The sequence below is a fragment of the Tractidigestivibacter sp. genome (assembly GCF_057241865.1).
Genome location: NZ_DBHHPX010000011.1, coordinates 38,586 through 59,555, shown reverse-complemented (window position 1 = coordinate 59,555; position 20,970 = coordinate 38,586). Strand labels below are relative to the sequence as shown.

The 20,970-nt window shown below is 60.8% G+C and carries 24 protein-coding genes and 1 CRISPR repeat array (1 of these 25 cut by a window edge); of the genes, 18 read left to right on the top strand and 6 right to left on the bottom strand.

All coding sequences use genetic code 11. The features are described from left to right. Window positions 1-342: direct repeats of the CRISPR family, unit length 33 nt; unit sequence GTCGCCCCTCATACGAGGGGCGTGGATTGAAAT (it extends 7,259 nt beyond the left edge of the window). A gap of 107 nt (window positions 343-449) precedes the next feature. The 6 genes from ACO59D_RS05395 to ACO59D_RS05370 all read left to right on the top strand — a co-directional run bounded on the left by ACO59D_RS05395 (window position 450) and on the right by ACO59D_RS05370 (window position 6,107). Further along, complete coding sequence (locus tag ACO59D_RS05395; RefSeq protein WP_130811761.1) at window positions 450-674, top strand: helix-turn-helix domain-containing protein; 225 nt, start codon at window positions 450-452, stop codon at window positions 672-674. Window positions 675-1,035: 361 nt separating this feature from the next. Further along, entirely contained in the window at window positions 1,036-2,295 is a 1,260-nt protein-coding gene (locus tag ACO59D_RS05390; protein ID WP_485126098.1) for a PTS transporter subunit IIC, read from the top strand. A gap of 57 nt (window positions 2,296-2,352) precedes the next feature. Then, entirely contained in the window at window positions 2,353-2,637 is a 285-nt protein-coding gene (locus ACO59D_RS05385; RefSeq protein ID WP_130811763.1) for a PTS sugar transporter subunit IIB, read from the top strand. 60 nt (window positions 2,638-2,697) lie between these two features. Continuing rightward, a complete protein-coding gene (locus ACO59D_RS05380) occupies window positions 2,698-3,174 on the top strand; it encodes a PTS sugar transporter subunit IIA (RefSeq protein ID WP_485126097.1) in 477 nt (158 codons plus the stop codon). A gap of 11 nt (window positions 3,175-3,185) precedes the next feature. After that, window positions 3,186-3,956: a tryptophan synthase subunit alpha gene (trpA, locus tag ACO59D_RS05375; RefSeq protein ID WP_485126104.1), complete on the top strand. Its 771-nt coding sequence runs from the start codon at window positions 3,186-3,188 to the stop codon at window positions 3,954-3,956. A 12-nt stretch (window positions 3,957-3,968) separates the two neighbouring features. Next, a complete protein-coding gene (locus tag ACO59D_RS05370) occupies window positions 3,969-6,107 on the top strand; it encodes a BglG family transcription antiterminator (RefSeq protein WP_485126096.1) in 2,139 nt (712 codons plus the stop codon). Between the two features lie 243 nt (window positions 6,108-6,350). Here the strand turns inward: ACO59D_RS05370 and ACO59D_RS05365 are convergent, their stop codons facing one another. From ACO59D_RS05365 to ACO59D_RS05350, 4 genes are all read right to left on the bottom strand, one after another. Further along, window positions 6,351-6,710, bottom strand: coding sequence for a cupin domain-containing protein (locus tag ACO59D_RS05365; RefSeq protein WP_485126095.1), 360 nt, complete (start codon window positions 6,708-6,710; stop codon window positions 6,351-6,353). Between the two features lie 80 nt (window positions 6,711-6,790). Then, on the bottom strand, window positions 6,791-8,353 hold the full coding sequence (gene lsrK / locus ACO59D_RS05360; protein WP_485126094.1) for an autoinducer-2 kinase: 1,563 nt from the start codon (window positions 8,351-8,353) through the stop codon (window positions 6,791-6,793). 12 nt (window positions 8,354-8,365) lie between these two features. Next, the gene (locus tag ACO59D_RS05355; RefSeq protein ID WP_130811769.1) at window positions 8,366-9,298 is read right to left on the bottom strand and encodes a sugar-binding transcriptional regulator; all 933 of its coding nucleotides are present in this window, start codon (window positions 9,296-9,298) and stop codon (window positions 8,366-8,368) included. Window positions 9,299-9,794: 496 nt separating this feature from the next. Further along, the gene (locus ACO59D_RS05350; protein ID WP_485126093.1) at window positions 9,795-9,938 is read right to left on the bottom strand and encodes a hypothetical protein; all 144 of its coding nucleotides are present in this window, start codon (window positions 9,936-9,938) and stop codon (window positions 9,795-9,797) included. Here ACO59D_RS05350 and ACO59D_RS05345 point away from each other — a divergent pair. From ACO59D_RS05345 to ACO59D_RS05320, 6 genes are all read left to right on the top strand, one after another. Beyond that, window positions 9,879-11,366 carry a sugar ABC transporter ATP-binding protein gene (locus ACO59D_RS05345; protein WP_485126103.1) on the top strand — a complete coding sequence of 496 codons (1,488 nt, stop codon included), beginning with the start codon at window positions 9,879-9,881 and terminating at the stop codon, window positions 11,364-11,366. The genes ACO59D_RS05350 and ACO59D_RS05345 overlap by 60 nt on opposite strands. 59 nt (window positions 11,367-11,425) lie before the next feature. Then, entirely contained in the window at window positions 11,426-12,454 is a 1,029-nt protein-coding gene (locus tag ACO59D_RS05340; RefSeq protein ID WP_130811771.1) for an ABC transporter permease, read from the top strand. Continuing rightward, on the top strand, window positions 12,454-13,494 hold the full coding sequence (locus ACO59D_RS05335) for an ABC transporter permease (RefSeq protein ID WP_485126092.1): 1,041 nt from the start codon (window positions 12,454-12,456) through the stop codon (window positions 13,492-13,494). Before ACO59D_RS05340 ends, ACO59D_RS05335 begins: the two co-directional genes overlap by 1 nt. Before the next feature lie 25 nt (window positions 13,495-13,519). After that, window positions 13,520-14,656: a substrate-binding domain-containing protein gene (locus ACO59D_RS05330; protein WP_485126091.1), complete on the top strand. Its 1,137-nt coding sequence runs from the start codon at window positions 13,520-13,522 to the stop codon at window positions 14,654-14,656. A 236-nt stretch (window positions 14,657-14,892) separates the two neighbouring features. Continuing rightward, entirely contained in the window at window positions 14,893-15,771 is an 879-nt protein-coding gene (gene lsrF, locus ACO59D_RS05325) for a 3-hydroxy-5-phosphonooxypentane-2,4-dione thiolase (protein ID WP_485126090.1), read from the top strand. Window positions 15,772-16,001: 230 nt separating this feature from the next. Continuing rightward, entirely contained in the window at window positions 16,002-16,154 is a 153-nt protein-coding gene (locus ACO59D_RS05320) for a hypothetical protein (RefSeq protein ID WP_485126089.1), read from the top strand. 3 nt (window positions 16,155-16,157) lie between these two features. On the opposite strand, the gene ACO59D_RS05315 is transcribed toward ACO59D_RS05320, so the two are convergent. Then, window positions 16,158-16,325 carry a hypothetical protein gene (locus ACO59D_RS05315; protein WP_485126088.1) on the bottom strand — a complete coding sequence of 56 codons (168 nt, stop codon included), beginning with the start codon at window positions 16,323-16,325 and terminating at the stop codon, window positions 16,158-16,160. A gap of 12 nt (window positions 16,326-16,337) precedes the next feature. Continuing rightward, window positions 16,338-16,487, bottom strand: a complete 150-nt coding sequence (locus ACO59D_RS05310; RefSeq protein WP_485126087.1) for a hypothetical protein — start codon at window positions 16,485-16,487, stop codon at window positions 16,338-16,340. An 822-nt stretch (window positions 16,488-17,309) separates the two neighbouring features. Between ACO59D_RS05310 and ACO59D_RS05305 the strand changes: the two genes are divergently transcribed. The 6 genes from ACO59D_RS05305 (at window position 17,310) to ACO59D_RS05280 (ending at window position 20,935) form a co-directional block, all read left to right on the top strand. Then, window positions 17,310-17,435, top strand: coding sequence for a hypothetical protein (locus tag ACO59D_RS05305; protein WP_485126086.1), 126 nt, complete (start codon window positions 17,310-17,312; stop codon window positions 17,433-17,435). Window positions 17,436-17,489: 54 nt separating this feature from the next. Next, complete coding sequence (locus ACO59D_RS05300; RefSeq protein ID WP_485126085.1) at window positions 17,490-17,837, top strand: hypothetical protein; 348 nt, start codon at window positions 17,490-17,492, stop codon at window positions 17,835-17,837. A gap of 97 nt (window positions 17,838-17,934) precedes the next feature. After that, window positions 17,935-18,753, top strand: coding sequence for a hypothetical protein (locus ACO59D_RS05295; RefSeq protein WP_485126084.1), 819 nt, complete (start codon window positions 17,935-17,937; stop codon window positions 18,751-18,753). A 29-nt stretch (window positions 18,754-18,782) separates the two neighbouring features. Next, window positions 18,783-19,022, top strand: coding sequence for a hypothetical protein (locus tag ACO59D_RS05290; protein ID WP_485126083.1), 240 nt, complete (start codon window positions 18,783-18,785; stop codon window positions 19,020-19,022). 8 nt (window positions 19,023-19,030) lie between these two features. After that, the gene (locus ACO59D_RS05285) at window positions 19,031-19,426 is read left to right on the top strand and encodes a hypothetical protein (protein ID WP_485126082.1); all 396 of its coding nucleotides are present in this window, start codon (window positions 19,031-19,033) and stop codon (window positions 19,424-19,426) included. 858 nt (window positions 19,427-20,284) lie between these two features. Then, a complete protein-coding gene (locus ACO59D_RS05280) occupies window positions 20,285-20,935 on the top strand; it encodes a cupin domain-containing protein (protein WP_485126081.1) in 651 nt (216 codons plus the stop codon). Window positions 20,936-20,970: the final 35 nt, after the last annotated feature.

Sequence of the window (20,970 nt, the reverse complement as noted above, 5' to 3'; positions counted from 1 at the left end):
TGAAATATCTATGGTGTGGAGGGCATCGGCAAGTCCACGCTGGTCGCCCCTCATACGAGGGGCGTGGATTGAAATTTGCATACAGAGAAGAAAACTGCTAGGCACCGCGTCGCCCCTCATACGAGGGGCGTGGATTGAAATAGCGTGGCGTCATATCCGTTGACGAACACGGCACGTCGCCCCTCATACGAGGGGCGTGGATTGAAATTGCAGCTCGCGGTAGAACGCCTTGGTTGCCTCGGTCGCCCCTCATACGAGGGGCGTGGATTGAAATGAGGCGGCGAAGAGAGGGTACTGGCGCTGGCTCGAGTCGCCCCTCATACGAGGGGCGTGGATTGAAATGCGATGTCCTGGAGAGTCGTAGTCAAGAGGACGGAGGGGGCAAGCCGAAGCGCGCGATCGTACGGTGCCTCAGGAGGCACACCGCCAGGGAGGCCTGCCGCGCCCTCATGAACCCAGCAGCCAGGGCGCACGAGGACGGTGGAGACCTCAGGTCGAGGCGGGTGGAGGCGCATCTCACCCAGAGGCAGGTCGCTGACAGGCTAGGTACCAAGCCTGTCAGGATCAACGGGATCGAGCGAGGGACGAGAAGGCGCTACGAGCTCCGGGACAGGCACTCGGTGCCTCTGAGTGAAATCGGCAAGAGCGGCGAAACGCCCCTTGACACACCATAGGAGCGTCATTCCCGACACAATCGCCTTTGGCACTCTCCCCATGGCAAAGCGCATACAAAGATGGAGGCTTGGCGCTAAGGCCAGCCCCCAAGAAAGCGAACGTATTTCTGTACCGTCACTAGCGCCTCTCAGCCGCCTTGGCCTAGACCTCTCACCAGTACTCGGGCGCCGTTACCTACGTACAGGCAGGCCTCCAGCACATCACCTTGGCCTTCCTGCCCCCATCGTTCCGCCTGCCTGCGCCGTCTGCCGTTTGCCTGTTCAAAGTTGCCGGATTGGGCGGTGAAACAAGTGGTCTGTCCGCTGGTCCGTGGCACCCATAGACTTCTAGTCAAGGCAGTCCTCGGAAAAGGAGGCATGAATGGACATCATATTGGGAGCCTTGAACTGGTATGCGGCTCTGCCGTCATCGGTCATGGTGATGATCGGAATCTTCCTGGTAGGTCTTCTTCTCGCCAGGCTGAAGGTCGGAGAGGCCCTGCGTTGCTCCATCTATGTGGCTGGTGCCCTTGTTGCAATGAGCACGATGGTTGGCATGTTCTCGGGTGCGGCAACGCCGATCCTCACCCAGGTCGTAGAGGCTACGGGACTCAAACTTGACATCATTGACCTCGGTCTCGGCTCGGCGTACTCCTCGGTCCTCTTTCCACTCAGCTTCTACGCCATTCTGCTGGTCGTCGGCCTTGCGGTCAATGCCCTGATGATTGTCCTCAGGCTTACCGACACCTTTGACGTTGATGTGTTCAACTACTCTGTGTGGGCGCTTGCATCTTCCTATGTCTGGGCAATCACCGGAAGCGTGCCCCTTGCCATCGCTGCCTACGTGATCAACGAGATTATCGTCCTTAAGTTTGCCGATCTTACCGCGCCGGCAATCCAGAAGGCCTACGGCCTCGATGGCGTCTCCATCCCTCACGGCAACGCCGTCATCTTTGCTCCCGTCGGCATGGCCGCGAATTGGGTCATCGAAAAAATCCCGGTGCTCGCTAAAATTGACTGGAGCCCCGAGAAGATCGAGGAGCGCTTTGGCGGCCTTGTCTCGCCGTCCATGATTGGCTTCGTGATGGGCATCGTGCTCGGCATCGCCGGTGGCCAGGGCTTTGGTCAGACGTTCCTGCTTGGCATCACCGTGGCGGCCTTCATGATCGTCTTCCCACGCGTCGAGAACATCCTTGTCGAGGGCATCACCCCCGTCGCTGACGGGATGCGTGACATCTGCGCCAAGAGGTTCCACCGTGACCTCAACATCGGTCTCGACGCCGCCATTCTCATCGGCATGCCCGACGTCATGGCAACCGGTATCCTGGTCACCCCCGTCGTGCTGCTCCTTGCCTTCATCCTTCCGGGCAACCGCGTCCTGCCGATGGCCGACCTTGCTATTGCCGCACCGTTCCTCATCAGCTGCTGCATGCCCTTCTGCAAGAAGAACATCTTCCGTGGATTCATCGCCGGCGTGGTCGTCATGATCATTACGCTCTACGTCTGCACCGCCACGGCCGGTTGGTACACGCAGTGCGCCGCCATGAACGGCCTGCCCTTCGAGTCCCTCTCTACGACGCTGGGTATCGGCTCGAGCTGGGTTGCCTGGGCAATCGGCCAGGTGTTTGCAATCTTCGCGTAAGGCGAGCTTGCTGGTGCGACACAAGGTAGCGGATGCAAGTCTTGTTTGGAGGTAGCAATGGATGCAAAGAAGATCGTCGTTGCCTGCGGTACGGGTGGCGTCACCTCGAAGAACATCGCCATGAAGATCGAGAAGTACCTCAAGGGCAAGGGAGTAGAGGCAAAGGCCTCGACCTGTCGTGTGAGCGAGGTGGTCGCCCTGGTCTCACAGATCCATCCCGATGTGGTCTGCTCGGCAACGCAGCTTCCACCCCTTGACGTTCCCACGATTAAGGCGACGGCAATCCTGACGGGCGTTGGTGCCGACAAGGTCTTCGAGCAGATTTACGACATCGTGAAGTAGCGGTTTTTGGCAGGGGGCAGAAACGCTGGAATCGCCCCCTGCGGTGTTGTGGGGGGATGCATGATGAGCAATGCGATTGCGATTTCGCCAAAGCTGGTGATACCCATGCTTCGCGCGACCAGCTCTGAGGACGCAATCAGGCAACTTGGGGGCCTGCTCGTCTCCGATGGCTTCGCCAAGGCCACCTATGTCGACGCCGTTCTGGAGAGGGAGAGGGACTATCCCACCGGAATCGAGTTTCCCCTCTGCGGCGTTGCGATGCCGCATGGGGAGCCGGACGGCGTGCTCGGGGCGGCAATCGCAATCGGCCGCTGCGCTGGCCCGGTCAGCTTCAAGAGAATGGACGACTTTGAGCAGGATATCGAGGTCGGCTTGATTGCAATGCTCGCAGTCAATGACCCGACAGGCCACCTCGATGTTCTTGGCAAGCTGATTGGCGTCTTCTCGGATGAGCCCATGTGCGGCCGGCTCCTTGCCTGCCGGGACTCTTCGGAAATCGCCCGTATCATCAATGACGCAATCAATGGGAGAGGGTAGCCGTGAACCACATGGAGAAGGTTCTGGGCGAGAAGAAAAGCGCAGGAGACAAGATTTTCGTGGGGTACTTCCCACTAGGCGATTTCAAGATGGGAGATGCAATCTCCCGTGTCGGTGAGTTCATCGATGATGGCATAGACGTCCTCGAACTCGGCATTCCATACGAGAGGCCCGTGCTTGATGGCGCTGTCGTTGCCTCATCGATGGCTCGTGCGCTTGAGGTGACGAGTCCTGCGGCCGCCGTGGACTCTATCTCTGCGCTCAGAAACGCCTACCCTGATGTCTGCCTCCAGCTCATGACCTACTATGAGGTCATAGAGGCCATGGGTGTCGATGTGTTCTGCGAGCACGTCGCCGCAGCAGGGGCGGATGGCGTACTTGCCCCCAATGTCCCAGATGCAGCGAAGGCGGCGCTCTCCGAGGCCCTTGAGCGCAACGGCCTGATTGAGCCGCTGTTCGTTCCCATCGATCTCGCGGACGAGGATGTTGCGGGCTATGCCGCCGCTGGTCGCGGCTACCTGTTCCTCCAGGCACAGGAGGGAAAGACCGGGCCTCGCGAGGGCGTCTCTCCTTGCGTTGCGGACGACATCGCCCGCCTACGCAACGCGGGGGCCACAGCCGCACTCTGCGCCGGCTTCGGCATCTCCAGGCCCAGCCAGGTCAAGAGCCTGATGGCGATGGGGGCCGACGGCGTTATCGTGGGGAGCAGCATCATCGAGGCCGTTCTTGAGGGGAATTCCAGAGAGTACATCTCCTCGCTGAGGGCGGCCCTTGACGAGTAGGAGGACCTGCGAATGCGACAGATGAACGCCCGTTCATGGGATATCCTGCGGTGTCTCATGGACGACCCGTTCTCTGCTGTGACGGCCCAACAGCTCTCCCGCAAGCTCGGCGTCTCCGAGAGGACCGTGAGGTATGAGGTTGCCGCGCTCTCCGACTGGCTCGGGGAGCGCGGCATCGTGCTGGAGCGCGTTCCTCGCAGGGGGTTCTCGATTGCGATGCAAGACGTCGCTCGCGCAGCGGAGCTTGTCTCCCAAAGCAATGGGGTCCCGGATGCGAAGAGCGTCTGTCTGTCCGGCGAGCAGCGCATGTACGCCATCGTCTCGGGCCTGTTGGATGAAACCTGCCCCTCCACCGCAGCCGACATTGCCTGCGCCCTCGGCGTAAGCAGGACGACGGCGTTGCGAGACATGGAGCGCGCCGCCGGATGGCTGTGGGCTCATGGCGTCGGGCTTCTCGACGCACCCCAAGGCGGCTGGGCGCTTGATGTGAGCGAATATCGCAGGCGCCAGGTGATGTCAGACTTCGTCGGGGAGGGGCTTGGTGTCTACGCGAACCTGTTCTCCGTACAAGGCGACGCGAGCGATTGCTCGGTTTACGAGAGGGGCTTTGCCTGCGAGGGGGAGCTCGAGCGCATGGCGTTTGCGCTTGACCGCTACCTCGATGACGTTGGCGAGAGCCTTACGGACTCGGCCTATGTCCAGTTGACGTACTACCTCAATGCCACGCGCATCAGGACCCGTCAGGGCCACTATGTCTCCGGGTTGCCCGCCGAGCTCGACGCGGTCACCGATGAGGCTCGTGCATCGCTTGTCTCCCTGTTCGATGGGGCTGGCGCCGTTGCCGAAGGGGAGAGCCTTGACCGTGAGGTTGATGCCTTGGGAGCGATGCTGCTGGCGGCACCGAAGATGCGTGTGGACGCCTCGGGGCGCATCCGTACGGGTGCCGCAGAGCGCGTCGTGGGCAGGCTCGTCTCCGTCATCTCGGAGAAGATTGGCTACGATCTGTACCTGGACGAGGAGCTGGTTGACGGGCTGCGCATCCACGTTCAGGCCCTTCTCGCACGAGAGCGCCTTGGCATCCAGGCAAGATGCGACCTGCTGCCAAGCGTCCGGGGGCGCTTCCCGGACCTGTTCTCAATCTGCAGGGGGGCGCTGCTTGCCGCCCAAGGGGAGTATGGGCTGACCGCGAGTGACGACGAGGTCGGTTTCGTTGTCATGTACGTTGGGGCCGCGCTCGAGCGCCTTCGCCAAAATCCGGCGGTCAACAGGTCCGTCAGGGCAGTGCTCGTCTGCGGCGCCGGGATGGGGACAGTTGCGTTTCTCTCTCGGTCGCTTGCGAAGGAGTTCTCGCATCTGGAAGTCGTCGCCAAGCTGTCGGCGCGCGACTGCCGCCTCTTTGACTATTCTGACGTTGACGTTGTCCTTACGACCGTCGAGCTGCCCGGTGCGCTTCCAAAGCCGACGATTCGCGTGACTCCGATGCTCTCGCGCGTTGACATACGAAAGATCGAAGCGTTCCTCCATTCTCCGGTGGGCTTGCATGGCGAGAGCGAGATCGTGGACGACCTCCTTGGTCTGGTGCGTGCAACATGCGACATCAAGGACGCTGCTGCCCTTGAGCGGGGAATCCGTGACATCGTGGGCGAAAGGCAGACAGCGGACGCGCCCGCGCTTCCCGGGCTCCTGTCCCTCGACGAGCTTGTGAGCGAGGAGTTCACACAGGTCGGGATTGCCTCCAGCTCTTGGGAGGACGCCGTGGCCAAGGCGTCTGGGCCGTTGCTTGATGCCGGCTGGATGACAGAGGACTACTACCGGGCGATTCTCGGCGTTGCTGCCGACTATGAGCAGTACGGCGTGATTCTCGCGCCGCTCTGCGCCCCGCATGCGGAGCCCGACGGCAGGAACAGGCCGGCCGTCTCAGTGGTCACGCTTCGCGACCGGGTGAAGGTGTCAATCGGTGGTGACGAGGTCCCCATCGGCATCGTGATGGTCCTCTGCCTTCAGACTCCCGTCGCGCATGCCCGGGCGCTCGACGAGCTGTTCAGCCTGGTTGACGAGCACCCCGGGTTTGTCCCCGCCCTCGAGTCGGCACGGTCCCCCGCCGCTCTCGTCAAGCTCGTCAGCGACTACTGCCGCCGGATCAGGTGCTAGGTGCTGCGTGCCGGAGCTCGGCCGGATTGCGCGCGTGGGCAAGACAGGCATCGCCTCCTTTGAGGCCCTCATGGTGGATAGCCGTGTGGAGCGCGGTCCCTACGGTTGCGGCAGTGCCCGGTAGCGCTCCTCGCAATCATGTCTTACGTGGGGCCGATACCCTCGTAGGACCACATCGAAGACCGCCCAGCTCCGGGAAAACTGGGCTGGGCGGTCCTGCCTCTTGGCAGGAAGAGCTACATATCAGTACTCCGGGTTGGGGTCCTCGATTTTATCGGTCTGCTGGTAGGGGGCAAGTGTTGAGATCATCTTGATCGGCTCGTCGTACGGGTTGTTCACAAAGTGGATTTCACCCGGGCCAATGTGGATGAAGTCACCGGCAGATAGCGTGTGCACCACGCCGTCGACCACGATGTCCGCCTTGCCATCGAGGATGAAGAAGTTCTCCTCCATGACGTTGTGATGATGGGCCTGGAAGTTCTGATGGGGTTGGAACTGTACGAGCGCGAAGTTCATGCGCGGGCCCTTCATCAGGTACTTGGGACCCGAGTCGCCAAAGCGGTACTCAAAATCGTCCTCGTTGACGACAAACGTCTCTGCCATGTCTGTCTCCCTTGCTCTGCCCGAAGGTGCCGGGCTCCGCCAAAATCAATCCTTGCCTGCTAGGGTCCTGCCGAGAGGTCCTACAGGCCGGGCGCCCGCCACATGCTCTTGGTGATGCCCGCCTCGCTCAGCTCGAGCTGCTGCCGGTAGACCTTCTTCCAGGTCTGGTAGAGCTCCCTGTACACGGCGGCGTTCTCGGGGTTGGGCTCGTAGGTGGTGTCGTACTTCACGACCCGTGCTGCACCTTCGGCCACACTCGGATAGATGCCCACGCCTGCGCCGGCGATGATTGCGGCGCCTAGGGCGGTGGCCTCCTTCACCACGGGGACCTTCACACGCTTGCCCGTGACGTCTGCCACGATCTGGCTCCACAGTGGGCTCTTGGCGGCACCGCCGCCAAACATGAGCTCGGTGGGCTCGTTGCCAGTGGCCTCGTGGACCAGCTCGATGTGGCCGCGGACGAGCAGTGCCGTATTCTCGAGAATCGAGCGGTAGAACGTGTATTTGTTGAACTTTTCGGGCTCAAGCTCGAAGTTGGTGAACGTGGGCGCGGCGTGCGCCCAGTGGATGTAGTTCATGATGTCGCTGAAGCAGCACAGCATGCCGTGGGAGCCCGCGGGGATGTTGGCAGCCTTCTCGTTCATAAGATCGTAGGCATCGCGGCTCTCGGCCTTGGCCTGCTCCTTCTCGGCCTGACAGAAGCCGTCGCGGAACCAGCGCAGGACGAGGCCGGGCTTGAACGCGAGGGCCTCGTACTGCCAGACGCCTGGGGTGGCGTGGCAGTTGACGCGCACGCGACATGCGGGGTCGGTCGTGGCGTTGCCAGTGTTGAATTCATATTGCCAGAAGCTGCCACCAAAGATGCCTGCCTGGCCGGGGAGGCACGCACCCACGCCAATCATGCCAAGCTGGCAGTCACCGCCACCAACGATGACGGGCGTGCCCTCGGCAAGGCCGGTGTCGGCCGCACCTTTGGCGCTTACGGTGCCGGCAAGCTCGCCGCTCTCCTTGACGGGGCCAAAGATGTCGGTGCGCAGCCCGCAGCGCTTTGCGATGCTCGGGTCCCAGTTGCGGGTCTTGAGGCTCATGATGCCAGTCGTCGAGCCGTTGGAGGGCTCCACAGCAAGCTCTCCGGTGAGCTTGTAGATGAGCCAGTCGTTGAACATGCCGATGCGTGCGGTCTTCTCGTATACCTCGGGCATCTTGTTCTTGACCCATAGCAGGCGAGGGAGGGCGCCAAGGGCGTAGGTCTGGCCGCTCTCGTGGTACAATTCCGCCTCCAGATTGGGGTCCATGGCGATAAGCTCGTCCACCTCGTCGTTGGAGCGCGCGTCGACGTTGGCGCAGCCCCAGATCTCATTGCCGTCCTTGTCGTAGAGCAGGATGCCCTCGCGCATGCAGGTGGTCGAGACAGCGGCGATGTCGGTGGGTGCGATGCCGGTTTTGGCAAGGGCCTCGCTCACGCAGGTGCGTGCGAGCTCCCAGTTTGTGACCCAGTCAAAGTCCATGCTACCGGGCCATCGGGGATTCTCGTTGTGGGTCCACTCCTTTTGGACGCAACCCACCTGCTCGCCGCTGGTGGAGAAGATGACAGCGCGCACGCTGCCGGTTCCCGCATCCATTGCCATGAGGTACTCTGCCATGGTGTCCATCTCCTAGCTCTCGGGTTGATAGTCGAGGAGTTCTGTTGCCGTTACTTCGTCCGTGACAAGGACGTTGAGGTAGTGGTGACGCAGTACGGCGCTGATTGCCGGCACCTTGACCGAGCCGCCCGCCACGCCCACGACGTTGCGCATCTTTTGGAGTGCCTCAAGGTCGGTGCTCACGACACGGCGCTCGATGTCGGTTGCGACGGGATTGCCATCGGCATCGATGAAGTGGTTGAGAACGTCACCCACGGCACCCTGCATCTTGAGCAGCGCGAAGTCGGTCTTGGAGAGGATGCCGTTGCGGATGATCGTAGCATCCTCGCTCATGCTGCCGATGCCCACGGCCGTCATATCGGCATGTAGCGTCATGCGGTAGACATCCTGGACCGATGGCTCGTGAAGCAGCGCGTCGCGTAGCTCTGGTGTGGAGAGGATGAGTGGCGAGGGGGTAAGGTAGAGGTGCATTGAGAACACCTCAGATCTCACCTTGGGTAGGTAGTAGCTCACTCCGCCCGTGAGGCTTGCCACGTTGATGTCAGAGCGGCGGTTCACGGCGAGGTTTTCCAAAATCATGCCCGTCATGTCGCCGTAGCCGATGTTGAGGAAGCCGTCTGCGCGCAGATGGTTGGCGATGTACATGGAGGCTGCGCTGGCGATGCTATTCGTGAGGTCGGCTGCGCGCGCCGGCGTGGGAATCACGAAGGCGTCACTCAGCCCAAAGCGGCCGACGAGGTCGCGCTCGATGACCATGCGCGACTGGTCCTCCTGGCGAAAGATGAAGTGGATGACGCCCTCGTTGCGGGCGCTCTCAAGCAGGCGTATGACCTTACCGCGCGAGATGCCCATGAGCTGCGAAATCTGTTGCTGCGTGTAGTTCTCCATGTAGTAGCACCAGGCCGCCTTGAGAACGAGTTCGTACTCGTTTCCGGTCTCTGCCATCGAGAGCCTCCTCCGATTGGTTTCAAGCTTCTCATGAGTCGCAAAGAACAAAACAAATGTCGAAGCTAATTACAAAAGTACAAATTTGATATAACGCGCGGATGGGGACATGTCAATCGAATCGCTTGGGAAATCCTGTGAGGGGTGGTCTGTGGCTGGTGAGTTGCCGTTTTGTTAGCCTCAACTACAAAGGTAATGTTAGACGATGAGGTGAAAGCATGACCCCCGGCCACCTCTGCCGGGAAACGGCTCCGTAAGCTGCGATATCTCCGTTCTGCTGATGACAGACGCTAAGGGCTGCTGGCAAATTGTGGCGAACAATCGTCTGACAAACATACAATTTACCGCTTATTGAACAAATCCTACCGTTCAGTCCCTAGGGGCTTTAGGGAGTGGTGACATGCGGATACCTTTGAATCGAAATCAGGCTCAAAAGTCGTGTGCGGGTTCATTTGTTTCAAGGGAGGGGAATCGAATGGACAACGAGACCTAGTCGTCACCCGCTGCGGGCAACGTCGACGCCCCCCGTGAGGTTGTCGAGGGCATCGAGGGACAAGCCAAGCTCCTGTCCGTCCGTGACATCTACAAGTCGTTCGGAGCGAACGCCGTTCTCAAGGGCATCAGCCTTGAGGTCGACCACGGAGAGGTCCTCGCGCTCATTGGCGGTAACGGTGCCGGCAAGTCCACGCTCATGAAAATCATCATGGGCATCTACTCGGCCGACAGCGGTGACGTCATCATCGGTGGCGACAAGGTTGACATCTCGAATCCGAAGGCAGCTCTTGCGCACAGCATCTACATGGTTCCACAGGAGCCCATGCTGTTCCCGAACATGACCGTTCGCGAGAACATCACGATTGGCTTCGAGGAGAAGGCCACCGTCTTGAATGAGCGTCTCGAGAATGTCATGAATCGGACGGGTTGGCACATGGACCTCGAGCGCAAAGCCATGACGCTGTCGATTGCCGAGCAGGGCATCGTTGAGGTCCTACGTGGACTCATGCGTAATCCCGAAGTGCTCATTCTCGATGAGCCCACCTCTGCTCTCACGTTCGATGAGGTACAGAGCCTGTTCAACTGTGTGCGCGAGCTGCAGAAGCAGAACATCGGCATCATCTACATCACGCACCGCCTGGCTGAGGTCTTCGAGCTCGCTACGAACGTCGCAATCCTGCGCGACGGCATCGTTGCCATGCAGGGCAAGGTTAGCGACTTCACGCGCGAGGATCTCGTGCGCGGCCTTCTTCCGCCCGATGCCTCCAGCATCTGCGTAGATGCCGCCTCCTCCGCGCGCGCTATCGACTACGACGCCTCGCCCATCTTAGAGCTCAAGGACTTCTCGGGCTATGGCTTCAAGGATATCAATCTCAAGGTGTATCCCGGCGAGATCGTGGGCATGGCCGGCGTCATCGGCGCGGGCCGCACCGAGATGGCCACGACCATTTTTGGCAGGGAGAAGCCGCTTGGCGGTAAGGTCCTGCTTGACGGTAAGGACATCACAGGCAAGAGCACCGCGGACATCATCAACGCCGGCATCAACTATGTGCCCGAGGACCGTTTCACAGACGCCCTGTTCCGTATTCGCGATGTCTCCGAGAATACGACGAGTTCGCTTCTGTGCGGCAAGCGCATGGGGGGCTTCCTGCTCAACTTCAAGAAGGAGGAGGAGACCTCCCAACGGTACGTGAACAGCTTTCGCACAAAGGTCACCGGCCTTGACCAGGAGGTCGGTGGCCTGTCCGGTGGCAATCAACAGAAGATCGTCATCGGCCGCACCTTTGCTTCCGTGCCGCGCCTGGTCATTCTCGACGAGCCAACACGTGGCATTGACGCTGCGGCTCGCGGCGACGTCTATGCCGTCCTCAACCAGCTTCGCGAGACGGGCGTTTCGATCCTTCTCATCTCCTCCGACATGGAGGAGGTCGTCGAGCTTGCCGATCGCGCGGTCGTCATGTTCCAAGGCCGCATCAACAGCGAGTTCAAGAAGGCCGACATCAAGCAGGACAACCTCATGTCCGCCGCGTTCGGTGTCGTGAAAGACAAGGGGGCGGTGTCGGCATGTGCCTAGCCTGCCAATTGGGTGGAATGTCTCTGTTCGCAAGCGATGCGAGGGAAGGGGTGTAATCGATGGAGAAAGTCAAGAAGCTTCTCAGGGCACGCGAACTCACGAGCGCGGTCTTTCTCATCATGCTGTTCGCCATCGTTGGCGCGATGAACCCAATGTTTCTTGATCCGTCTAACATCTCTGCCTGCTTCAACTCGTCCGTTGTCTATACGCTCGTTGCAGTTGGCATGGCATTTGTCCTGTTCATTGGTGAGATCGACGTCTCGGTTGGCGCAAACCTGGGTCTCACGGCCGCCGTCGTGGGCACGCTACTCAGGGATGGCCAGCCGCTTGCCCTTGCCATTGTCGTCGCCATCGTCATCGGCGCCGCAATCGGCCTCATCAACGGCTGGGGCGTGTGCATCATGGGTGCCCCCTCATTGATTTTCACACTCGGCGTTAACGGTATCCTGCGTGGTCTCATCTACCTGTATACGAACGGTGCCTGGGTAGAGAACCTCCCCAAGGCGTTCAAGGATTTCGCCGCGGTGAACCTCATCGGATCGGTGTCGGTGTACTACTGCTGCATCATCGTGCTCGTCATCGCCATTCACCTTCTGCTCACCCGTACGCGCCAGGGCCGCTACTTCGTGGCCGTCGGGGATAACGCCCAGGGCGCCACGCTCGTCGGCCTGCCCACGCTCAAGACCAAGATAATCGCCTATGTGATTTGCGCGGTCATGGCCTCCGTCGGCGGCATCATCTTCGCAAGCCGCATCGGCTTCATCACCCCGATGAGCGGCAACGGCTACGAGATGAAGGCCATCGCGGCCTGCGTGCTCGGCGGCATCTCGCTCACCGGCGGTGTTGGCTCCGTGATTGGCTCTGCCATCGGCGCCGTTATCATGTCCTCCATCAGCTACCTGCTTGTGTTCATGGGCTTCTCATCCAACTACGACAACGCCATCACGGGCATCATCCTGCTCGTCATCGTTGTCATCGACGCTGTGCTCCAACACCGAAGCCTCATCAAGAACAAGCGCAATCGTCTGCTGGCCCGCGTCTCCCAGGACGCTCCGGCAGTTCAGGCCGATAAGGGCGGTGAGGCGTAATGGATAAGGCCAGGGAGCTTCTCAATCGAGGACAGGCTGGCTGGAATCTCGTCCTCATTGCCCTGCTCGTGCTCGAGTTTGTAATCTTTGGCACCGTGAACCCCAAGTTCCTTCGTCCACAGCTGCTCTTCACTGCGGTGAACGATAACCTTGCTGTGTTCATGCTTGCCCTGTTCGTCACGCTCGTCATGTGCACCGGAGGCATCGACATCCAGGTTGCCTCGCTCGTGGGCCTCACGTCAATCATCATCGGTGTGGCTTGGCAGGACTTTGGGTTCTCCATCTGGGGCGCCTGTGCCCTCGCGACTGTGGTTGTTTGCCTGTGTGGCGCACTCTCGGGCTTCTTTATCGCCTACTGCAGGGTGCAAGCGATGGTCATCACTCTGGGCGGCAGCTTCCTGTACTCCGGTGTTGCGCTTCTCGTCTCCACGCTTTCGAGCACTGCGTCCTATGAGTCCATCAGCGGCTTTCCTCCGGAGTTCAAGTTCATTGCGAACTACCAGATTGGTGGCGTCCTGCCGTTCCAGGTCCTCATCTATGGTGCAATGCTCGCAGTCGCTTTCGTCCTCTTGCACAAGACCAAGTACGGCCGCAAGGTCCTCCTCACTGGCGTAAATCAGTCAGCTGCCGAATACTCTGGGATTAACACCCGTCGCGTGATGATGTCCACTTATGTCCTGAGCGCACTGGCAGCTGCGATTGCCGGCATCGTGCTCACGGCGTACCTGGGGACCGCAAAGTCCGACCTCGGTGGCGACCTCACGATGGACATCATCACGGCCGTCGTCCTGGGTGGCACGCTCTCCACGGGTGGCAAGGGCTCGGTCATCGGTACGGCGCTTGCGTCTTTCGCCATTGCGCTGCTTCGCTTTGGTCTTCCCCTGTGCTTCAAGATTGGCACGCAGTATTTGGATATCCCGGTGGGCATCCTGCTCGTCGCGGTTATCATCGGGCGTTCTGCAGCGACTAATACGGGAATGGTCCCGTGGTTGCGCTCGCTATTCGCAAGGAAGGGTAACTCGGAGGCAAGTGCCCAGTAAGGGGCAAGGAAAAGGGAGGTTCGTTATGAAGAACATGACTCGTCGCGGATTCCTGAAGGCGGCTGGCGCTGGCGTAGCCGTCGCAGGCCTCGGCCTGGTTGGCTGTGGTGGCGGCTCTGGTTCCGCCGCTACGACCGCTGACGCGAGCGGCGGCGACGCCGCCGGTGGTGACGTTGCCGGCAAGACCGTTGCCTTCATCCCAAAGATCACGGGCAACGCCTTCTTCGAGTCCGCTAATGACGGTGCTCAGAAGTATGCCAAGGACTGGGGCTTCACGGTCGACTACATCGGCTCCTCCAGTGCCTCTGCTTCCGACCAGGTTGGCATCATCAACCAGGCCGTCGCCAATGGCGTCGACGCTCTCTGTATCTCCACGGTTGACGCCGCTGGCGTGTCCGACGCCCTGAAGAAGGCCACGGACTCTGGCATCGTCGTCGCCACGTGGGACTCCGACGCCCAGCCCGAGGACCGCACTCTCATGGTCTCCCAGGGCACACCCGAGATTCTCGGCCAGATGCTCATCGACATGTCCGTCGATGGCCTCAAGCAGCGCGGCAAGGATCCCAGCTCCGACAAGATTACCTATGCTTGGCACTACTCTCAGGCCACTGTTACCGACCAGAACTCCTGGCAGGTCGCTGCTGAGGCCATTATCAAGAAGGACTATCCCAACTGGGAGAACGTCCACCCCGACAACTACTACTCCAATCAGGACGCCGAGCAGGCCAAGACGGTCGGTGCCGCTGTCCTGAGTGCGTTCCCCGACATTGACCTCATCATCTGCAACGACTCCACGGCTCTTCCCGGCCAGCTCGCTGCTGCTGAGGCCGCCGGTTATGACCAGACCAAAATCACAATAACCGGCTTTGCCTCCCCGCAGTCCATCAAGGACTACTGCGCCAACGGCACCATCTACAATTGGGGCCTCTGGGACTGCGGCATCCAGGGCGCCATGGGCTGCTACGTCGCTGCTTACCTCGCCGCTGGGAACAAGGTCAGGGTTGGCGACACCATCTCCATCCCGAGCATCGGTGACGTCAAGGTCGAGGCCAACGACTCCATCTCTGAGGGTGCCAAGACTGGCGATGAGAACAACGGTGTCGTGCTGTTGCCCGAGCGTCTCGTCTTCACCAAGGATAATATGAATAACTACAACTTCTAAGCTATAGGCGCCTGCTTGTTACGGGGGGCGCCGCAAAGGCGCGGCGGCCCTCCTTGTTTCTGCGGGGTCGTTATGATTAACGCGATGCTCTTGCGCGAGACAGGGCAAAGTCGGAATCATCTCGGCATCGCCTCCGCTGGTCGTTCGCTTGGCGGCGACCGCATCCCTAGACCCCCATCACCATTACAGGAGTCTTCCCCAGGAGTGGGGAGGGCAAGTGGAAAGGATTCTGACACATGGCTGATTTGGATGATCTCAAGGTTGCCCACGACTATCACGTCGATGTGCCCTTCGCCAACGATAAAGGCTTCTACGTCAAGGGAGCCAACAGCCTTGACTGGGGCATGAAGAAGCACCTCTCCAACATCTTTAGCCCCAAGAGTGGCAATACCGTCATGTTTGCCTTCGATCACGGCTACTTCATGGGCGCCACAGCTGGCCTTGAGCGCCTCGATTTGCTCCTACCCAAGCTCGCCCCCTACGTGGACTGCTTCATGGGTACTCGCGGTGCCCTCCGCACCTGCGTGCCGCCCGAGATCACGAAGGCCATCGCTCTGCGCACCACCTCTGGCTCTTCTATGCTTCAGGGTGACCTCTCACATGAGGTTGTCGCTGTTGATATCGAAGACGCTATCCGCATGAACGCGGACTGCATGGCCTCCCAGGTCTTCATCGGTGCCGACGGCCAGCTGTCCTCCATCGACAACCTGAGCCGCACTATCAACGTCGGCATGCGCTACAGCATCCCGACGCTTGGCGTCTGTGCTGTGGGCAAGGATATGGAGCGCACACCGCGCTTCTTCAAGCTCGCTACGCGCATCATCGCCGAAATGGGCTGCCAGATGGTTAAGACCTACGACTGCGAGGACTTCGATGAGGTCGTGGCCGCCTGTCCCGTGCCCATCGTTGTTGCCGGCGGCAAGAAGCTCCCCGAGAAGGACGCCCTGCACCTCGCCTACGACGTCATCTGCAAGGGTGCCCACGGCGTTGACATGGGCCGTAATATCTTCCAGTCCACACACCCCATCGAGATGGCCCAGTGTGTCAACAAGATTGTGCACGAGGGTATGACTGACGTCGAGGCTTGGGAGATGTTCCAGGACATTGCCAAGTAGAGACGGGCTCCAGCGGAGCTTCCGCATCAGGACGGCACACGAATGCCGCTCATCCACATAACGCATCACATGGCTCACGCCCGTCTTGGGTGTGCCGTCTCCCGCGTCCAGAGTCCGGTTCCCCCTTCCACTGGCTCTGGACGCATTTGTATGCTCGTGCGGTCGATAGGGGGCAACATGGGCGAAACAGCTTCCAAGGAGGGCTCCATGACCGGTGAGGACTACTGCGCATGGTGCTTGTCGATGCCCGTCTCGCCGCCGAGGAGAGCGAGGTGCCCATCGGTGCCGCTGTCGTGTGTGATGGCAAGGCCGTCGCCCGTGCGCGTAGCGGGCGCGGGACGAAGCGGAGCCCTTCCGCCCGTGCGGGGGTTTCGGCAATCTAACAGTTACCCAGATAGGTGATAAGAAGGCATGCGCTGCCTGTGGAAACGCGCGTCGGCCATGAGCAGATGGCACACCACCCCTGCGAGCTTTGGCAGCCACTCGTCGTCGCGCTTGAGCCGGAACAGGCAGACGTAGAGGTTGAGGTAGGACTGGAGGTTCTTCGGGTCCATGCCCGTGAAGCGTCACAGGTAACGCTTGATCCACGAGCAGGGGCTGTTGACGAGTGCCATGGCCTCCAGGTGGGCGTGGTCCCAGACGTCCATCTTGTACGACTCGTCGGCGAGCGAGAGGTCCCGGGTGACGCTGTTGTGGACGTGCTCCCACTCGTGCACGAGCGTCGAGCCCTCGGTAATGTGCGTCCCGAGTGCCTTCCTGACCCTGGTCGTGGACGGCTTGCCGACGGCGACCGGCTTCTTGTGGGTCTGGCCGTAGCCTTCGATAGGTCGGCATCGTTGATGTTGGTCTCGCCGATTCAGACATGGCCGCGCAGTACGATTCGCTCCTGGTAACCGCCTGCGACGGCGAACAGGTGGTGCTACTCCCAGGCGGTGTGGTAGCTGGTGCGGCAGGCCCCGTGCACGCGTCGAGCGGTACGGCGAACAGCGCGAGCCTGATGAAGAACACCCAGGAGGCGATTGGCTGCTTGCAGTTCCGAGCACCGTGCCGGTCAGCGATGTGAAGCGCGCCCCGCAGTGCGGGCACCTCCACCGCTGCACGTCGGACGGCTCCCGCCCATCCCTCCGGGGGGAACTTCGAGCCGCACTGTGTTTGATAGCCTTGATGTTGCGGGTTGGGCCTGGTGCCGACGTACCAAGCGGTGACGTTTGGAGGGCAGGATCTACAGCAAGGGGGGAGAAGGCCAGGGCAGCCAAGCCCTACATCAGGCACGGCCTCAAGGCCACGGCGCCATGCGGGAGCTCGGGTACCCCGGCCGCGTTCGGCTGGCCGGCTGGTGCGGAGAGTGGCAAGACGGCGGGGACGAGACCATGGGCATGGCCTTAAGCGCTGCACGACAAGACAGAGGAAGGCCGCAGCCAGGCGCTGCCTCGCCCACGGGGGGCGCAGCGCCCCCACCAGGCGTGGGCTCGGGCATCCCAGGCGCACATCGCCTCTCGCGCGCCGTTGGCCAGGTCCCAATGCAGCAATATTCCATCATGGATCTGCACCAGAGGTTCGGCATTCTGGACGACGTGCCCGACAGTCAGGTGAAGGATTGGCTTCTGCTCGACTACTATGCGAGCCAAGACAACCACAGCCCTAGCCACTGGCCCTGGTCATAGAATGAGGACACGTACGACGAGCACGAGGATCCCGATGAACAGCACAGTGAGGGTATGAACACCTTTGACGAGCGGTACCGCCTTCATCGTTGGCTTGAGGGGTATGATATCGATGCCAGCGTTTCGCTTGTCCGTCCGGTGAACATTCTTGGGGGCATGGACGCGATGAAAGACGACCAGCGCAAGGGGAAGCACGTCATCCTTAACATGCCTCGCACGGAGTTCTGCCATGAAGACGGAAGCGTGTGTTTCGATGCCGATGGGGGGCATGCTGTTACGGTCATTGGCATCGACGCGCGAGGCCGGATCATCGTCTCCTCCTGGGGGCAGCGGCTGTACGTGTGGCCGAGCGACTTCGGCCCGCTCGGCCTGATATACGAGACGGTGGACTATGGTGAGTAGCCAGCTGACGCGTCGGGGTGTAATCAGGCTGGCGGTGTCGCTCGGCGCTGCGGCAGTCTGTGCGGGTAGCGTATGGTTCGCCACCACCGGGGGGCCGATGACCGAGGAACAGAAGAGCCTGCTTAACGGCTTCAAGCACCTGAGGAAGTTGCAGGACTACGACTACGACTTCAAGCTCGCGAAGTCCAAGGGCATCTGCTCGAGGGACGACGGGCCGGACCTGGGCTACATCGAGCTCCAGGGGAAGTACGACCGGGCCCTGTCGCTCTTCCTCGGGCAGACGCTCGACATGCAGAGCCTCGATGCCGAGCTCGAGGCGAAAGGGATTCCAGGCTACAACGTGCGTCCCGATGACCCTGTCAGCACCATGTGGGAATGGTTTCGCAGCCGCTCGCATCTCGACTCGCCCTACCTCTACCTGAGGAACAACCTGCGCATCGAGCGTCTATCAGGGGGGGATATGGAGGTCCTGCGCACCGAATCGCTTGACACGGACGAGGGCAGGCAGGCGCTCGCTGTCCTCGCGGCGCGCACCTACCAGGAGCTCACGAGCTACGAGGGGGAGCACGGCTCCTGGACCCTTGGGGATGGCATCCACACCGTGCTGTACTGCGACCTCGGTAGCCACAATCCCACAGATCCCGGCAATAACCCCGCTCCGGCCGAGAGCCTCGTCCTGTGGCTCACTTTCAAAGACGAGACGCTGCGCGACATGTCGCGCAGCGTGGAGGAGAGGAACGACATCTACGAACGGGACGACACCGAGTGGCGCTTCTACATCCAGAACGAGGTCATCCCTGCCTACGAGAAGAAGTTTTCCGACATCTTGGGCTATCCGGTGAAGATATTCCTGCATAACAACCCCATGACCAAGGAGGAGCACGACGAGTTCGAGAGGGAGCTTGCCGGCAACTAGCGACGCACGAGCGGGAACGGAGGGACCTCATGGCAGAGGGGACCATACGCACCAGCGAGGCGGCCGCCGAGGCCGCGACGGGCGACCTGCTTCAGGCCGAGGTGGGGAGAACCCAGGCAAAAGTGACACGCCTCTCCTCCCTCGCTCCGGTGCCCGGCAGCAGCGACCATGACGGCCTGGCCGAGGTCGCCGAGGCAGACGCGAAGGCGCTTGTCGCCGCAGACGGCGCGCTCCACGTGGTGGATGGCATACGCGCGCGGACGCTCTAGGGGCACCGATGAACAGAGTGGAGTACGAGCACAGGCGGGAGGCCATCGGCCGGCAGGGTGCGGCACGGCGCAGCACGCTGGAGCGCGAGCCCGACGCCATGCGCGACGAGGGCAGGAGACTTGCCGAGCGCGTGGAGGAGGCCGCGTCCCTCACGGGCCAAGAGCTCTTCGGCGTGAGCGAGCGCGTCGCCTCCGGGCTGCTCCCCGCCTCCCTCATGGCAAAGGTCGATGCCGCGGCTGCCCAGCTGAGATGGTTCCAGGGCGTTGCCGAGGACGAGGGGCGCAGTCGCGACATACGACGCCGCGAGGCGGAGGATCGCCTGCAGGAGGCCATCGACGACTGTCGCGTACGGCTCGCCCGACTGGATGACGAGTTCGCCAGGGGACGCTGCGAGGGGATGTAGCGGCCTTCTTCATGTCAAAGGGCTTCACGCATCAACTGGTCGATGCCACTTACCCGCTGAAAACGCGGCCGCCTTTTTCGGGGCGGCGGCTTAGCTCCAGCCGTGGTTCATCGCTTTTCCTGAAGCCAGTCTGGCGTTTCCGCAGGTCATCGGATGTTTGATTCAGAAAAGCGATGAGCTGCATGAGTGGCGAGCGCTGCGGCCAGTTGGGTTTAAGGCCCCATAGGGCCACCCCATTTCACGAATTGACGGTTGGTGGCAGTTCTGGGCAAATCCTTGATGTGTCACTTTCTTGATATCAATTCGATGACCAGCAGTTAATCAAACCTCGAAGATTCTGATACATTGAGATACCCTCGGAAACTGCCACTAACCGTAAATTTGTGCCATTTGGTGAAGTGACGTGGCGTTCCATCGCTGCCAGAGGGGCGCTTTACAGCAAACCTGATTGCCGGGTGGCTCGTTTTTACGGTTGGTGGCAGTTTTCCGGGGGCGCCTCAAGTATCAAGTGGTTCAGGCCTTGATGAAGTGCTGGTCAGCGATTTACTACCTTGCCGCTCTCACATCAAGGATTTTCTCAGAACTGCCACCAACCGTCATTCGTAATTGGCGACTTATCATTGGGGAACTCGCTGACGTAGGCGCAGCAATGGAGCGCGTGGGTGCTGTACGGTCAGGCCTGAGAAACACTGCTTTAGCCATGGTGGCTAGGTGACGTTCGTACCCTTGAAGGTCGTTGCAGTGGGGAGCCAAGGCATATGCGCGCGACTCAGTACCTAATCAGTTGCAAAGACAACATACCTTCTTTGCGTATCGCGCCATCCTATCTCTGATTGCCGAGCGAAAGGAGCAGTGCTCATGAACGAAACAGCGGGCCACGTATTTGACATCGCAGCAGATAATCCGCCGGTTGCAGGTTGTACCGTGTCGCGTCCGGTGTGGGTGGCGGGCGGCAACGGGCTCTCGTACTTCAGTCTCGGGGCCGGGACCGACATCAGCGCGGAGCTCTATGGCTATCATCGGCTTGAGCTGGTCGTTGCCGGCGAGGCCCAGATGACGGGCCACACATCTGCTATCGTTTGCACCGGCCAGGCCGTGGCTACTCCCACAGATGTCCCGGTGGGAGTGCGCGCCGAGAAGGATACTGTCTACGTCGAGGTTTCGCTCGAGAAGGGTACAACCATGAACAGCGTGATCAAGCCAGGCGAGGCGTTCACCCTCAAAGACCTCATCCCTTACCAGGACGGTCGCATCGTGAACATGGACCTGGCGCACAACGACAGCATGAAGTTCGTGCTGATGAGCTTTGACGCCGGCACTGGCCTTTCGGAGCACGCCGCTCCCGGCGATGCTCTGGTGTTCGCACTGGACGGCGAGGCGACCATCACCTACGAGGGCGTCGAGAACGTTGTCCGTGCTGGCCAGACCTTCAAGTTTGACGCCGGTGGCCACCATGCCGTGCGTGCCGACAAGCAATTCAAGATGGCGCTCCTGGTCACGCTGGCGTAGCGCTTCCTCAGCAGACTTGCAGGGGACCTCGACAG